Origin of the sequence: uncultured Cytophaga sp. (assembly GCF_937863595.1) — a bacterium.
Lineage (GTDB): Bacteria > Bacteroidota > Bacteroidia > Cytophagales > Cytophagaceae > Cytophaga.
In genome coordinates, this window is sequence record NZ_CALMGQ010000125.1 from 1 (window position 1) to 16,220 (window position 16,220).

Sequence of the window (16,220 nt, forward strand, 5' to 3'; positions counted from 1 at the left end):
ATTCTTTAAAATGGTTAAAGTTCCTAATATACATAACCCCAGCACCTGTTTCAACAATTGTACCATTTGAAATACCATCGTATTGATTTGTTCTAAATGCTTTGGCTTTATATCGACCATTTTTGGTTAGCTTGTATTCAACGGTTACATCACCTGTGATATTTTTAGCATTACTATTAGAACTTGCATCTTGGCCTTCGATTGGTATGTTACCACCAATTTGAACAGATAAGCGTTCATCAAATAAGCTTTTTGTAACTCCAACTTCAACTTGTGTATTGCCCTGTTGTTTTCCGTCATTATAGGATTGGACATCCACATCTATTTGTAAGCCTTCAACATATTTAGAAGAAAGTTTATTAAGTTCGTTGCTCATCATTCTGCTTACACTGCGTCTTGCAAAGTCTGAAGAGCCGCCAGAACTTGTATTGTCAGGAGTAATAAATTTATTAAGTACCAATAAGGCAAAAACTTGTTTGTTTACTTCCGATTCATTTGCATTAATACTCGTTATTTTACCATAGACTTCACCACCTAAGGCTCCTTTTTCATTATCAGGCATATCTAATTGGAAACTTATTAGAGGCTTTAATAATTCACCTTCCATAGACATCACTACAATAAATGGCAAAGGTTTGCGTAAAGCACTAGAATCAATTATTGCAGAATTTGCTAACAAGCCATCAGGAGCAGTTTTGGTGGTATAGGTAGCTTTGATATCGACCAATGCATCTAATGGGTCTCCACTCCAAATGATTGTACTACCTTTACTTATTTTAAACTTTCGGACAATAAGGTTTTCTAAAGATGCTTTATAATCTCCATCAGAAACCACATATCTTCCAGTTAAGCTAGTTTGACCACTTGCATCCATTTTGAAATTTAAATCAGCATCTCCTCTAACAGAAAGCGAATCTCCTGAAATTGGATCTACTAATAATTTTAATGTGCTAAATTTATTGATACTTATTTTGGCTGAGACATCTAGGCCTGTGATTTTTTCAGTTTCAATTTGAATAGAATCTTGTCTCTGCATTATTGGATCTAAGGTTGAAGAGTTATTTTTAAATACAATAACTCCATCTCCACGATCTATACTAACTTTAGAGTCGGGTACTGCAAAAGTGAAATGACTACCTCTAACAATATCAATATCAGCATTGATGATTGGTAAGTCTTGATCGCCTTTAATCGTAATGCGGCTATCTAAAATTACTGTTCCATAATACAATTTGTTATTTACAGCCGTGGTATTTAAAACCATGAAATGGTCTGTGTTTATCTTTAAATTAAATTGTAATTCGTTAAATGATTTAATACCGACATAACCATCAATGGTAGCCTTATTTGCAAGTGTGTCATAAATAGTAAACGAATTAAAAGATACTTTTTCAGGCGTAACTCTAATCGTTTCGTCTTTCATGAAAATACGTTGATTGATAAAAGCTACTTTGGTAGAAGCATTTATGAATCGTATATCCCCATTGAATATTGGCTTTTTAATAGAGCCTGTTATTTTTATGTTTCCTTTTACCTTACCTGTACTATTCGAAATTTGTTCTCCACTAAAGGCTTCTAGTGCATTTAAATGTATCGATTGTATATCTGCATTAAAGTTTAGAGCACTTTTTTCATCAGAACTTAAATAATAGCCACTGATCGTTGCTTTGTTTGTAGAGTCGGTCAGTTCAATTTTTGCGGTATAGCGATCCGTTGTAAGGTTATCTGCAGTGATTTTTAGATTGCCAACCCGTGAGTTCTTATATGCTAAATTTTGTATATCTAGATTGGAAGTAAATGCAGGATTATTTTGAATATTTTTAAGTTGAACTTCTCCATTTAATACTCCTTGTATGAGTGTACTATCGTCTTCAATAATTTGTGATAGGGTGTGAAAATTGAATTTTTGAAATTTCAATTCTAGATCATCGCCATTTTTTGTAGATTGCAATTCAATTAACTGGTCATTATTATTAATTTTAAATTGTTCTGCAAATAAATAGTTTGTTGCAAATTCAATATAATTTTTATCAGATACTGTCCATTGTTGATTTTGTAACGATAAGCCATTTTTGAGAATACTAAAACGATAATGATTGGGGGAAGGGATATTTACAAATGCATTCAAATTAATCTTCTCATCTCCTGTAGTGTTTTTTACATTTAAAATAATGCCAATACTGTCGTGCTGTACATTACCTGAAAGTAATGTTTCTTGTAATGTAAATCCACCATTCGAAAGTTTACTCCATCCAGAGTTGTAAGCTAATGTATTTACATCTGAATCGATATTGAAATTCAAATTTTCAACATGTAGATCACCATAGGTAGCTCTTGGAACGGATGCATTGATTGTTAATTTTGATTCTGCGTTGTTAAATAAACCCTTAATGTGCATCGGACTATAATCATTAAGCGAAGGAAGTAATACTTCTCTTAATAATGGAGAATCATTTAATACAATATCAAATGTGAAATTTTGAGCCTCAGTTTTCTTGGGGGGAGTTTGATTATAATGGAAATACCTATTTAAATGATTATTCAGTGCATCTGAAATAGTCAATATATCTATCTTGCCGTCAATACTAGCAGCCAACATAGAACTATTCAATTTCATATTGGTTTTGCCAGGTTCATTAATAGAAACTAAAATTAATGAGTCTTCTTTATAGCGTGTTCCATTTTTTATAACTAATATGTTTCGAGTAGCGATATTTCCATTGATATTTTTTGTTGGATCTCCTAGTAAGTGAATCTGTGTATTTGCAGAGAATGTAATATCTTCTTTTGTAAAGCCCAATGCTTTTAAATCAATACCTTTTAAGTTGAAAACGGCATCGTAAAATTCAGTTTCTTTATTTAAGTCTGCGTTGGCAGTTAAGGTTGCTTTTAAATTTTCATCTGCAATATTACCAGTTATGTTTGCTACACTTTTATCAATAGTGCCATCAAATATGATATTGTTGTAGGAGTATGCGTTTAATTCAATGGATTCTATATCTGCATGGATAGATGCAATAGCAGTTGCTTTATTAAAGCCAATGCCCTTAGCATCCACAGATCCATTCAGTATTCCTAAACTTGATTGCTGCAATAATTTACCTAGATTGAAGTTGTGGGTTTGTAATGTGACATCATAACTTGGGTCTTCATTTTTAAGATTCTTTATGTCAGCATGTAAAAAAGCATTTCCAGTTGTCGTACTCATATCAACTGCTGTAACAAAATCCGACAAGGTGCCTTTGTAATTTCCTTTCAAATATATTTCCTCAGGTAATTGTATGCTAGCTGGAATGGTGCTGTCTGGTAGTATTGCCATTAAATCCGAAGAAGTAGTTTTAATGGGGTTGAATGTTAAATCGATAAATAATTTATCTACGTTTGTTAATGAACGAATTTGTCCTTTTGTTTCAATTTGAGTAGCTAAAGTGCTAAAATTAAATTTTTGAATGTTTAATTGATTTAAATTACCTTTTGCAATTAAATCGAATGACGCGATCTTATCTTTATTTCTTTGAATAATTTCTACTGTATCTAATGATGGTACTAGTAATAATAAATCTTTTACGGAAACAGAATTTCCTTTCATGGAACAATCAACTTCTAAGGAAGATGTTATATCATTGATAGAATTGTATCGTATTGCAATTTGTTGCCCGATGTGTGAATGATTGGTTGTTAGTGATAGGTCAGTTAAGCGTGCAGTATGTGCATCCATAAAAGCATTTCCTTGTAATGAGCGTACCCCAAAACCACTTTTGTCTTGAACACTCAACGATTCTATATTGGCTTCTATCTTCGGCCCATTATATGAAATATGGTTTACAGAAGCATTTAATTGTGTTAAAGCTAAATGATTCCAATCTATCCCTTTTGAAATGTGTGGTGTTTGCAACATATCCAACTTGAAATTATTTTCTTTCAAATTCAGATTTGCTAATTGGATATCCCACTCTTTATTCAACGTGTCTTTTTTTGCAACACTAGTTGTGTCGCTAGGAGGGATGTTTATTTTAAATGTGCTATTTGATAAGGCGATTCCTTTACTTATTATTTTTTGTTCAAATAAATCTATAAATGTTTCATTCAATTTGAAATCCTGTATACTTAAATCAAGAAACATGTTACTGGTGGCATCTTTATAGTTAAAGGAAGATTTATCAATGATTATTTCTGAGACTTGAATTCCGTTCCATCCTTTAGAGCTTGAAGTGTCTACGGAGGCTAATTTTGTGCTAAGGATATTGCCATGTACATCAGAAATATGAATATCTCCAAGTTTAACAATACTGTTTTGCAGGTCTAGTAAATTTAGTGCCGCACTTACATTGCCAATACGTGCATCAATATTCAATCCGCTTACTGCATCTTGCATATTGAAATGACCTTGAATCAATGATATGCTATTTGCCTTAATTGTCCAAGGGGAAGTGGAAGACGTGTCTACAATTACTTCATTTGATTTTGGTGAGGTAAATGCATCTATTAAAAATTGATAATTAAATGTACTATCTCTATCATTTCGAATGAGTCTAATATTGAAATTATTTAATTCGAACGTTTCAATCGAAATTGTATTTGAAAGTAAGGCAAGCATATTAAGGTCTACCTTTATTTCTTGTATAGATGCTAAGGTGTCTTTATTTGTATCTTCTAAAAAAATGCCTTGAAGTAATATTGATTTTGGAAATTCTAAATCAATGTATTTTAATACTACACGGGTATGTGTTTTTTTGCTAACATACGTAGTAGCTTTTGTAACTAAATAATTTTGTACAGAAGGTACTTTTAAAATTAACCATATGGATGTGAATAAGACTAGAAATAATCCTATTATAATCAAAAGTGTTTTTGATGCAATGCGTAGTGCTTTCCTCCCAAGAGTCATGTATTATCCGAAATGTTGTAATTTTACGGTATATATAAGTTACTACTAATTCGGATATAATACAATTTAAAAATGCACGAATTTGCTGATATTGCTTAGAAATTCGTGTTTCAATATTTAGACATTGAAAATTTTATAGATATATATGAAAGGATGTAACATTTTGTATCGTGTATGCAGTATTTTGAAATGTATACTTTTGTATTCTTATATTAATAATATTGCAATAAAGTATGTTTGCATTAACAATAAAAGTGAACGCCTAATACATATGTATTAGGCGTTCAATATAAATCGCTCTACAACCTCTGCAACGCCATCATTATTGTTTGATGCAACAATAAAATCTGCTTTATCACGCAATTCAGGTGTGACATTTTCTACCCATATACCTAAGCCTGCATATTCTATCATAGATAAATCATTTCCAGCATTTCCAACCGCAATTATTTCTTCTTGTTTAATATCCAAACGTTCTGCCAATCTTTTTAAACTCTCTGCTTTGTCAATTCCATGATGCGTTACTTCTAAAAAAAATGGCTTAGAGGTTGCAATACTTTTGTCGGGCATAGCAGCTTTAAGTAATCCCTCAACCTGTTTTAAATATGCAGGTTCTTCTAATAAAATACATTTTATAGCTGATGTGTGAACGGAAGATTTAAAGTCTGTTACTTTTTTAAACGGCATTCCGGTAATACGTATTTCAGTTTCAATATACGGAGAGGTGCCTTCGCTTATGATATGACCTTCTATATAAGTTATGATATCTACATTGTGGGCAATACTAAAGTCATATAATTGATGGATTTCTTCTTTTGTAAGAGACTGTTCAAATAATATGGTATTGTCTTCCATAGATAAAATTACGGCGCCATTATAGGCAAGTATATAGGATTTGTACGCAGCTAAGTTTAATTCTTCAGCATAGCTCAACATTGCTGGGGTAGGTCTTCCTGATGCTAATACAACATAAACGCCTATTTTTTGCGCCTTAAGTAATGCTTCTTTATTTCTTTTTGATATGGTATGGTCATCTGTCAATAATGTGTCGTCCATGTCGAGCACAAGCATTTTGTATTTCATGGTAAATAATTAGGAATTAGGAATTAGGAGTTATGAATTATGAATTATGAATTATGAATTATGAATTATGAATTATGAATGCAAAATTTGATGATATTTATAATTCATATTGGGATTTATTGAGACGAATCGCAAATAAACAATTGTATGATGTTTTAAATTAATCTGAGCGTATTAAAAAAAGCTATGTTCAATTCATAATTTATAATTAAGAACCTTGCTTTTCAGCAATTACTATTAAATGCCCTGCTAGATTTTTAAACATTGTTTTTGTAAAACGTTGTCTTGGATTAAACGTTTCTAAAATTTTTGCATATGCTTTGCCGATTTTTTTTCCAAATTTGTATCCTGTGCGTACCGTAGCAAACATACGACCTATGCAATGAATTTCTTTAAATCCAATTTCTTTTAATACACGCCTTTCTTTTTGTGCAGTTGTGAAATAAGCGCTGTGATATTCTTTTCCTTTAAAGGAATGTGCAATTTTTTTTAAATGATAAAATACAAAATATCCTTCCGTAGCGAGTGTATTTACATGTGTAATGAATATTTTCCCCTTTGGTTTTAGCGTTCGATACATATCCTTGTATGATTCTATAACAATATTGGTATCAAGATAACGAAGTACTTCTATGCTAATAATTAAATCAAATGTATTTTCCTCAAATGGTAAGTCGTTTGAATAACCTTCTACAAATGTGATGTCAGGGAAGTTTTCACGTGCATAATTTAACATCTTTGTAGAAGGGTCTAATCCCGTAACATCATATCCTAATGATTTGATATAAGAGGAGAAATGACCCGTGCCACAACCTAAGTCCAATACTTTGGATCCTTTGGGTAGTTGTGCTAAAATCGTATCTATTTCTTCAAACATTTGGTACCGACCGTAAATGAACTCATCGGTATATTTACCTTGTTGAAAATTTACATATCGGCCTTGAAAAATACTACTGTCGATATCATGTCGTTCAACAGCACGCTTGATTGTTTCTTTATCGTTGCTCATAACTATTTATAATCGAATAACACTTACCCATTGTTCTAGATTCAAAACCATAAATCTTTAGTAAGGTTTGCTGATGTTCTAAAATTGAACGCAGAAAACCGATGTTTTGTTTAATATCTTTTCCGAAATTATGTGGGTGCCACCATAAATGAAATATTTCTTCATTAATTGCTGCATGCGTCATTGCATTTTTAATCCTTTTTAAACGTAGATATTCAAAGGCACGTAATCTATGTGAATAGGGGCGTAGGAATCTACTTGATGGAATATTATATAAGCCATTTTTATCTCTCAGTCTTGTCCAATCGTAACAATGCATTCCACTAATATTGATATAAGAATCTGCAAGCCTCGCCAAACGTCTAATAATTGTCTCCTTTTTTCTACTTATTGGACGGTACATCCAATTCTTCTCTGTGCCTCTGTATCCTATAAATCCCGCTTCTTTACAGACGTTTAAATAGTCTACATTAAATTGATTGCGTGGAAAAATGATTGTATCTAATTGGATTTCTAATTCGTTCGTTCTTGTTTTGTATGCTTCAATATCTGCTTTAAAATAATCAAGCGTAGCACCTTCTTCTAATGTATAATAATGGGTGAAGGTGTGCGATGCAATTTCATGTTTTTCAGATGCTTGTATTTGTTTCAAGAGTGTAAACCCAAAATGGAATGGGTCTTCAATTTCTGAATTTCCTAATTCTTTTAGATATGTTGGTTCAATGTTGTAAGCTGTATTTGTAAAAGTAGAAGCCTCTTTCGGCATATGTTGTAGCAAGGTTTCTTTATCTTCAAATGTTAATAATCCAACACTTGCAAAAGTTGCATGAATGTTGAATTCTTTAAAAAGATTAAGTAATGCTGGAATAACTTCTCTTACACCTAAGATGCGCTCTTTGTATGTTTCCATAGATTTAGAATCTCGTACCCCCCAATACAATTCAAAATCTAGCGATATTACAAATGCTCCTTTCAATTTAGTCTTTATTGTTTTTAGAATTCAGTTGCGAAACAGAATTGTCAATCCTTTAATGTAAACAGTTTACTTTAATTTGTGTAACGTTATTTTATGTTGATCGATAACTGCTATGTATGTTGTAATTATAAAATAAAACCTCGCCAAAGTGTAGCGAGGTTTTATTTTTATTGAATTGTATAATTTGAAATTATTTCTTTAACGCAATTTTTAAGTTGTCATCGATTGCAGCTAAGAATTCTTCCGTATGTAAATAGTGCTCGCCATGTTTTACTTTGCTTCCATGAATACAAACAGCTAAATCTTTCGTCATTTTACCACTTTCAACTGTTGCTACGCAAACTTTTTCAAGTGTTTGACAGAAGTTTACCAATTCAGCATTGCCATCTTTTTTTCCACGGAATTCAAGACCTCTTGTCCATGCGAAGATAGAAGCAATAGGGTTTGTAGAAGTTGGTTTGCCATTTTGGTGATCTCTGTAGTGACGTGTTACTGTACCGTGTGCAGCTTCAGCTTCCATTGTTGAGCCATCTGGAGTTACTAATACAGATGTCATTAAACCTAAAGAACCGAAACCTTGTGCAACCGTGTCAGATTGTACGTCTCCATCATAGTTTTTACACGCCCAAACAAATTCACCATGCCATTTCAATGCAGATGCAACCATGTCATCAATTAGACGGTGTTCGTAAACAATCTTTGCAGCTTCAAACTTCGATTTGTAATCTGCTTGGAAGATTTCTTCAAAGATATCTTTGAAACGACCATCGTATTTTTTCAAGATGGTGTTTTTAGTAGATAGATATAAAGGCCATTTTTTTGTCAAAGCCATGTTGAAACAAGAGTGCGCAAAACCTCTGATTGACTCATCTGTATTGTACATTCCCATTGCTACACCAGCGCCTTGGAATTTATAAACTTCATGCTCAATAGTTTTTCCGTCTTCACCTTCAAATTTGATGGTTAATTTACCTTTGCCGGGTACTACGAAATCTGTTGCTTTGTATTGATCACCAAAAGCGTGACGACCAACAACGATAGGTGCTGTCCAGTTTGGAACCAAACGAGGAACGTTATTACAAACAATCGGCTCACGGAATACTGTACCATCTAAGATGTTACGAATTGTACCGTTTGGAGACTTCCACATTTGTTTAAGCTTGAATTCAACTACACGTTGTTCATCAGGTGTAATTGTTGCGCACTTAATACCTACATTGTACTTTTTAATTGCTTCAGCAGCATCGATAGTTACTTGATCGTTTGTTGCATCACGGTGCTCCATTCCCAAATCATAATACTTGATATCTAAATCCAAGTATGGAAGGATCAATTTATCTTTAATAAATTTCCAGATAATTCGTGTCATTTCATCGCCATCCAATTCTACAACTGGATTCGCTACTTTAATTTTTCCGCTCATTTTCTCTAATAATATCGTTGAATTAATTAAGTATAATCCTTCAATATTACGTATTAACGCTTGAAAATTCAATGCTTATTCTCACTTTCCTCTTAATACTTGATTATGAGTTGGATATATATAAGTAAGATGTATCGATGAGGGGTAATGCTCGTTATTGTGTCTGAAAATAAAGGTTTTTAGATGTGTTGTGGTATCAATCTTATTCTTGAACTTGCGATGCTAAATAAAGAACTATTATATACTTTTTAATAAATATGCATCAGAAAGAAACACATTTTGTTAAAAACTCAATTGAAGCATCAATCAGATTGATTTTGTTTTTTAGTTTAATTGCATTTTGTCTAATAATTTTAATGCCCTTTTTATCTATTCTATTAGGAGGTATTATATTATCTGTTGCTGCTGCACCCATTTTATTCTTCTTAAGAAGTAGATTTAATATGTCAGATAAATGGGCTGCAATTTTAATTACAACGGTTGCTTTAGTTACGTTTATTTTACCTTCGTATTTATTGATTCATTCTTTAGTAAATGAATTTACAGACTTTCTTGCTAAAGAAAAATCTGTAGAACTTACAAGCTTAATAGAAAATTTGAAAGGTTTACCTGTAGTAAATAATTCCTTATATGATTTCATTAAAAAAATAACAAGTGATTCATCTGTTGTTTTAAAAGAACATGCATCTCAGATTGAAACATTAGGTATTGCAACATTAAGTTTTATTGGCGGTTTGGGTATAGGTTTGATTCATTTCTTAGCATCGGTTGTGATTGCTGGCTTCTTTTTAGCCTATTCAAAAAAATCTGCTGCATTGGCTGATAAATTATTCATTCGTGTTGCAGGGAAAAATGGTGAAGAGTTTTCTCATATCGCTGAACGGACCATTCAAAATGTTACAAAAGGTATTATTGGTGTTGCCTTTATTGAATCCGTTTTAGCGGCATTTGGATTTTTTATGGCAGGTGTTCCACTTGCTGGGGTATGGACAATAGTATGTTTGATGTTGTCTATTATACAGATTGGCATAGTGCCATTGGCTGTTCCTATTGTAATCTATATGTTTTATAATTCAGACCCACTCACAGCAACCTTATTGGCTGTGTGGCTTACGTTAGTGTATTTATTAGAACATTTGCTAAAACCTATTCTATTAGGCAAGGGAGCTCCTGTGCCGATGCCAATTATATTCATTGGGGTACTTGGAGGGTTTGTTGCAGGAGGTTTTATTGGAATGTTTTTAGGTGCTGTTATTTTCTCTATCGCTTATAAATTATTTTTAGTCTGGTTGGAAAATGATATTCAAAAAGTATCTGAGCAAGAAGGTATAGAATGAAAGTGTCAAATTCCAAATCTCAAAAAAATCAAACGGAGTGAAATCATAAGATTCAGCTTGATGGTTAATAACTAAAAAGATCTCTTGCAATAATCTTACAAGGGATCTTTTTAGTTTTTTATTTGGAATTTATGCGTCGATTTTAATATCCAAATATCTCCTCCAACTTCAATTCTTTTACTTCTCCATATTGAGACAGCGTATTGAAATCGATTTTGTCTTTTGAACCAATAATTAGTATCGTTCTTGGTTTGTTGGTTATGTAATTTTCTTCTAACCCTTCAATCTCCTCAAAACGCATAGTAGAAACAGAGTCATAAATAACTTTCCGTATATCTTTAGTATAGCCCATGCGTTTGTTACGTTCGTATTCGTTTAGAACTGCAATCTTTGTCACTCGTTGCGTTGCTATGGTTTCCAAAATTGATGTTTTTGAATTGCTAAATAATAAATCGGACTTAGGCATCGAATCAATCAATTCAATCATTCCATTTAATGCATCTTTAAGTTTGTCTGCTTGCGTGCCAATATAGGAAGTTGAATAATAAGGATCAGAAGGGTAGTAGGGAGTGTCAAATGTAGACTTGACAGAATAGGCTAACGCTCTTGATTCACGCATCTCTTGAAATACAAGACTGCCCATGCCGCCGCCAAAATACTCGTTGTATAATTGTGCTGTAGGAATTAATTTTTCATCAAACAAAATGGATTGTGCCAATATCAATACTTCAGCTTGAACCATATCGTAATCACACCAATAAACAGTGTTTTTGGTGGGCTGTTTAAATGTATAGGTCGTTTGAATGCGCATCATTGGAAGGCCTTTTGATGTGTGAAATTTTCCGATCTGTTTATTTATGATTGTTAAAGCAGCGGGCCCGTAATATACGAGCTCATGAGCGGATGCATATAAGGACCTGAATTCTTGAATTAAATCGGATGAAGTAATTGATTTTAATTGCTCTGCAGGGATTATGTTTGTAAATGGATTTACACCCTCATATTTCGCGTAGCTTGCCATAGCAGAGCGTAAAATGATATCCTTATTTGTTTTATTATCTACTCGTGTTTTTAAAGCCGTGGATTTTATCTGTTCTAAGGCTTCATCGTTTGCTTTAATATTCTTTACAAATGTTTCAAATAAGCTTAATGCGGATACATAATTTTCCTGTAAACCCGATAAAGAAATGATTAATTCATTGCCAGCAATTTTGAACGAATAACTACATCCTAATTTGTAAAACTCTTCTTGTAATTGTTCTGCAGTATATTTATCTGTTCCAAGATAATTAAGATAGGTCAACATGAATGAATATCTAGGCGAAGGCATTTTTCCTAAATCCCACTTATGCTGCTGTATAAATAAACTATTTTCTTTATTTTGCTTATATAAAATAGGCAGATTTTTGATCTTAGATAGTGTTATTTCTTTGTCGAAGTTTACAAATACAGGTTGGATAATAGGTGAAGGAGTTTTGAACACTTCTTTGTAAAATGCTGATTGACTTTCGCGATTTACTGGTACAGATGAAATAATTGGCTTGGGCACTTTTTGAATGCTTGCATCTACACCTTTTCGTTTGAAAACAGTAATGAAGTTGTTTTTAAAATACATACTACAAAAAGCCTGTACGTCTTGTTTGGTCATTGTTTCCAATGTGTTGATTTCATTCAAATAATCCTTCCAGCTAATATTCCAAACAAACGCATCTACAAATGCATCGGCACGTACTTTGTTGCTTTCAAACTGAACCATTTCATTCATTTTATAATCATTTACCACTGCAGGTATTAACCAATCTTTGAAATTTCCAGTTATTAAATTATTCATCTGTTTCAATAATAATTCCTGAACAGCTTCTAAAGATTGCCCTTCAATCGGTTTTCCGCCAAGCATCAATAAACTATAATCTTTGAATGATAAGTTATATGCGTAGGCACCTTGTGCTTTCTGAGCTTGATTAATATTCAAGTCTATCAAACCTGCTTGACCATTGGTTAAAAGCATTTGGATGAGTTTTAATTTGCTTCTAAAAGTAGGATCATTTGGAACCGAAACATCTAAACGGTAGGTGAGAGAAACACTTTCTGCATTGGGACCTAAAACGGTTTCTTGTAATGGAGAAGTTATTGGTTTTTCTGCTACAAATGTTTTTGTTGGAACATCTCTTTTCGGTAGTTTTGAAAAATAGGTTTCCAACATACTTATGGTTAAATCATAATCAATATCACCACTCATGCATATTGCCATGTTGTTCGCAACGTAGTAGGTGTTGAAATATTTTTTAATTTCTGTTATGGATGGGTTCTTTAAATGCTCTACCGTACCTATGGTTGTTTGAGTTCCATAAGGATCTGTTTGAAATAACCCTGAAAATGTTGTTTCAAAAACTTTTCTACTATCGTTATCTAATCCTTTATTCTTTTCTTCATACACAGCTTCTAATTCGGTATGGAATAGTCGAGGCACAACCATACTGAAACGCTCTGCTTCAATCTCTGCCCATTTCTGGATCTGATTTGAAGGAATATCATTTACATATACGGTCTGCTCTACAAAGGTATACGCATTGGTTCCTTGTGCGCCAATCTGACTTAACATTTTATCGTATTCGTTTGCAATGGCATAGCTTGCTGCCACTACAGAAATACTATCTATCTGATGATATAACTTTAAACGCTCTACATTATTTGTTGTCTTACGATATACTTCATACAGATTTTCAATTTTATCTAATTCTGTTTTCTCAGCAGACCAATTTGATGTGCCAATCTTTGATGTTCCTTTAAATAAAATATGTTCTAAGTAATGTGCTAAACCCGTCGCATCAGCGGGATCGTTTCTACTACCCGTACGCACGGCAACATACGTTTGTATCCGAGGTGCATCTTCATAATCAGATAAGTAAACTTTCAATCCGTTTGAAAGCGTGTAAATTCGAGCCTTAAGCGGATCGTTACTTACATATTCATACTGTCTGCCTTTCCGATCGGTTGCAGATTGTGTATCAAACGCGGTTTGCGCTTGAACAGATAATTGGAAGAAAAAACCAACTATAAAACCGGTGATTAAAATGATATTCTTCATTGTCTATGCTGAAATAGTTTTTAGATTTTTATCCAATTGAAAAGAAACCAAAAATAATGATCCTCATTGTAATAAAACTGATTTTTATATGCCCAATTTGTGTTTACTGTCACCGTAAACATGTCCTCTTCAATTGCAGTTATATAAAGTTTAGATTTGTTTTTGACTAAGTCGTAGCTGTATTCTGGTTTGTCTGGATGTTGTTTCGCAATAGACTCGCAATAAGTAGCATAATCTGCTTCATGAACAAGTGTATATTTTGCCAATTTATGCTGTAGGTCTGTGAAATGTTCTTTTGAAGAAAGATGTAGGTCGTACGAAGTGACTGGGTTGTCTGGATTATTATAAATAGACATGGTGGATCCAAATAGGATGGTGTCTGAAACGCTATTGGTATTTACAATTAAATTTTGAATGGCTAATTCAGGTAGTTTTTTTTGAGCGATTGTATAATACGTGATACATTCAATGGCTACTAATACTAGTGCGAAGCCAACTATTAGGAATAATCTTTTCATGATGGAGTGTAGGTGATTTTTAGTAAACGTTCAAATCCAGATTCAAGTATCTATAAATCCTTGTAATAATTAATAGTTTATTTCTAAGCCAAACTTTTTTCTTAATTCAGCAACGACTGGATAGTTTTCCATTAAAAATTTCAATTTGTCGTCATCTGTAAAAAACTTTTTCTCTTTAGTTGCAACATATCCAATTGTTGCATGTATTCGGATTGCATTGTTTTTTAACTGACGTCGTAAAAAGGATAAAAAATCGACTTTGATTCCCTCTAATTGATCCATCTGAACTGCATTTGCAACTACAATATGAATCCCAAAATCTTCCTTCAAATCAATGCTTGTATTTGTTAGTACCATATGCTCATTTAGCATTCCTTTACTTTTTATAGTATCCGCAAATGAATTCCAAGCAGTTGTTAATTGTGCAATGGTAAAGGATTGCTGATTTCCAGAATTGGTATCAAGTATTTCGGTTGAATTTGTTTGTATGACTTCCTCTTTAGGCTGCGTTAAATTTTCTTTAATTTTGCCTAAGGTTGGAATTCGAACTGTACTGGTTGTATTGGCAGGCTTCGCACCTAATGTTAAAGGTTTGGTAGTTGCAGCGGTTGAAAGGGGCGTATCAGCCGCAGCTAATTCGCGTTTTAATCTACTTTTTTTTTTAAGTCTTCCAATAAATCAGTCGCAGAAATCGCTTGATTTACAAAGGCCATTTTCATTAAAGCCAACTCAACATGTAAGCGTTGGTTCTTGCTGCCTTTGTAATACAGGTCGCATTGATTGCCAACATTTAAACACGACATTAAAAAACTGATGCTTACAGCAGAAGATTGTTGCTCGTAACGTTTTTTGATTTCTTCTGAAACTTCTAATAACGCAATTGTTGCTCTGTCCTTACATACCATCAGGTTGCGCAAATGTTCACTCAAACCAATGATAAAATTATGTCCATCAAAGCCTTGACGAAGAATTTCGTCAAACGTTAATAGTGTATTTGCAACATCCTGGCCATTCAGCATGTCGGTAATTTTGAAATAATAATCGTAATCTAAAATGTGCAAATTGTCAATCGCACATTTATAGGTTATGGTATTGTCAGAAGAGAAGGTGACGATCAAATCGAACATAGAAAGTGCATCACGCAATGCGCCGTCTGCTTTCTGGGCAATAAGATGTAAGGCTTCTTTTTCTGCTTTGATATTTTCTTTAACTGCAATCGTAGCTAAATGATCTGCAATATCTTTTATTTGAATACGGTTGAAATCAAAAATTTGACAACGCGATAAAATCGTTGGTATAATTTTGTGTTTTTCAGTTGTTGCTAAAATGAAAATTGCATAGGCAGGTGGTTCTTCAAGTGTCTTTAAGAATGCGTTGAACGCAGCAGTAGACAACATATGGACCTCATCTATAATATAGATCTTATATTTTCCGTATTGCGGAGGATAGCGCACTTGTTCAACTAAGTTACGAATATCGTCTACCGAGTTGTTGGATGCTGCATCTAATTCTTGAATATTGAACGAGGCATTGTTGTTAAAACTTTTACATGATTCACATTCGTCGCAGGCTTCAGTATCCGCTGTAATATTGGTACAGTTGATTGTTTTGGCAAGAATACGTGCATTTGTGGTTTTACCAACCCCTCTAGGACCGCAGAATAAAAATGCTTGCGCTAAGTGATTGTTTTTAATGGCATTTTTCAGCGTAGTGGTAATATGGCTTTGTCCCACAACGCTGTCAAACATTGTAGGTCTATATTTACGTGCTGAAACAATAAAATTATCCATCCTGCAATTTACTAAAAGAATAGGAATGCTGTAAAAAAGTTGTTAACAGGGGATGATTAGAAGGTTGTTAAGTGTTTGATAATGTGCGTTTTGTTTATGGATAACAAA

10 protein-coding genes are annotated in these 16,220 nt (G+C 33.2%); 1 reads left to right on the forward strand and 9 read right to left on the reverse strand.

The window, feature by feature from the left end:
* From Q0543_RS10875 to Q0543_RS10895, 5 genes are all read right to left on the reverse strand, one after another.
* Window positions 1-4,888, reverse strand: a 4,888-nt coding sequence (locus Q0543_RS10875; RefSeq protein ID WP_299252623.1) for a translocation/assembly module TamB, incomplete at its 3' end; no start/stop codon positions are given.
* A 276-nt stretch (window positions 4,889-5,164) separates the two neighbouring features.
* Complete coding sequence (locus Q0543_RS10880; RefSeq protein ID WP_299252625.1) at window positions 5,165-5,959, reverse strand: Cof-type HAD-IIB family hydrolase; 795 nt, start codon at window positions 5,957-5,959, stop codon at window positions 5,165-5,167.
* 220 nt (window positions 5,960-6,179) lie between these two features.
* A complete protein-coding gene (locus Q0543_RS10885) occupies window positions 6,180-6,980 on the reverse strand; it encodes a class I SAM-dependent methyltransferase (RefSeq protein ID WP_299252628.1) in 801 nt (266 codons plus the stop codon).
* Window positions 6,967-7,956 carry a polysaccharide deacetylase family protein gene (locus tag Q0543_RS10890; protein WP_299252631.1) on the reverse strand — a complete coding sequence of 330 codons (990 nt, stop codon included), beginning with the start codon at window positions 7,954-7,956 and terminating at the stop codon, window positions 6,967-6,969. Before Q0543_RS10890 ends, Q0543_RS10885 begins: the two co-directional genes overlap by 14 nt.
* Before the next feature lie 190 nt (window positions 7,957-8,146).
* Entirely contained in the window at window positions 8,147-9,379 is a 1,233-nt protein-coding gene (locus Q0543_RS10895) for an NADP-dependent isocitrate dehydrogenase (RefSeq protein ID WP_299252634.1), read from the reverse strand.
* Window positions 9,380-9,636: 257 nt separating this feature from the next.
* Between Q0543_RS10895 and Q0543_RS10900 the strand changes: the two genes are divergently transcribed.
* Window positions 9,637-10,716: an AI-2E family transporter gene (locus Q0543_RS10900; protein WP_299252637.1), complete on the forward strand. Its 1,080-nt coding sequence runs from the start codon at window positions 9,637-9,639 to the stop codon at window positions 10,714-10,716.
* A 142-nt stretch (window positions 10,717-10,858) separates the two neighbouring features.
* Here Q0543_RS10900 and Q0543_RS10905 read toward each other — a convergent pair whose 3' ends face one another.
* The 4 genes from Q0543_RS10905 to Q0543_RS10920 all read right to left on the reverse strand — a co-directional run bounded on the left by Q0543_RS10905 (window position 10,859) and on the right by Q0543_RS10920 (window position 16,112).
* Window positions 10,859-13,804 carry a M16 family metallopeptidase gene (locus Q0543_RS10905; protein ID WP_299252640.1) on the reverse strand — a complete coding sequence of 982 codons (2,946 nt, stop codon included), beginning with the start codon at window positions 13,802-13,804 and terminating at the stop codon, window positions 10,859-10,861.
* A 20-nt stretch (window positions 13,805-13,824) separates the two neighbouring features.
* Entirely contained in the window at window positions 13,825-14,322 is a 498-nt protein-coding gene (locus tag Q0543_RS10910) for a hypothetical protein (RefSeq protein WP_299252643.1), read from the reverse strand.
* Window positions 14,323-14,391: 69 nt separating this feature from the next.
* A complete protein-coding gene (locus Q0543_RS10915; protein ID WP_299252646.1) occupies window positions 14,392-14,679 on the reverse strand; it encodes a hypothetical protein in 288 nt (95 codons plus the stop codon).
* Between the two features lie 287 nt (window positions 14,680-14,966).
* Window positions 14,967-16,112: a DNA polymerase III subunit gamma/tau gene (locus tag Q0543_RS10920; protein WP_299252649.1), complete on the reverse strand. Its 1,146-nt coding sequence runs from the start codon at window positions 16,110-16,112 to the stop codon at window positions 14,967-14,969.
* Between the last annotated feature and the right edge of the window lie 108 nt (window positions 16,113-16,220).

What these genes read in the sequence shown, in the direction of transcription:
- Q0543_RS10885 (WP_299252628.1), bottom strand. Translation starts at nt 6,980, where the DNA reads ATGAGCAACGATAAAGAAACAATCAAGCGTGCTGTTGAACGACATGAT.
- Q0543_RS10900 (WP_299252637.1), top strand. Translation starts at nt 9,637, where the DNA reads ATGCATCAGAAAGAAACACATTTTGTTAAAAACTCAATTGAAGCATCA.
- Q0543_RS10920 (WP_299252649.1), bottom strand. Translation starts at nt 16,112, where the DNA reads ATGGATAATTTTATTGTTTCAGCACGTAAATATAGACCTACAATGTTT.
- Q0543_RS10880 (WP_299252625.1), bottom strand. Translation starts at nt 5,959, where the DNA reads ATGCTTGTGCTCGACATGGACGACACATTATTGACAGATGACCATACC.
- Q0543_RS10905 (WP_299252640.1), bottom strand. Translation starts at nt 13,804, where the DNA reads ATGAAGAATATCATTTTAATCACCGGTTTTATAGTTGGTTTTTTCTTC.
- Q0543_RS10910 (WP_299252643.1), bottom strand. Translation starts at nt 14,322, where the DNA reads ATGAAAAGATTATTCCTAATAGTTGGCTTCGCACTAGTATTAGTAGCC.
- Q0543_RS10895 (WP_299252634.1), bottom strand. Translation starts at nt 9,379, where the DNA reads ATGAGCGGAAAAATTAAAGTAGCGAATCCAGTTGTAGAATTGGATGGC.
- Q0543_RS10915 (WP_299252646.1), bottom strand. Translation starts at nt 14,679, where the DNA reads ATGGTACTAACAAATACAAGCATTGATTTGAAGGAAGATTTTGGGATT.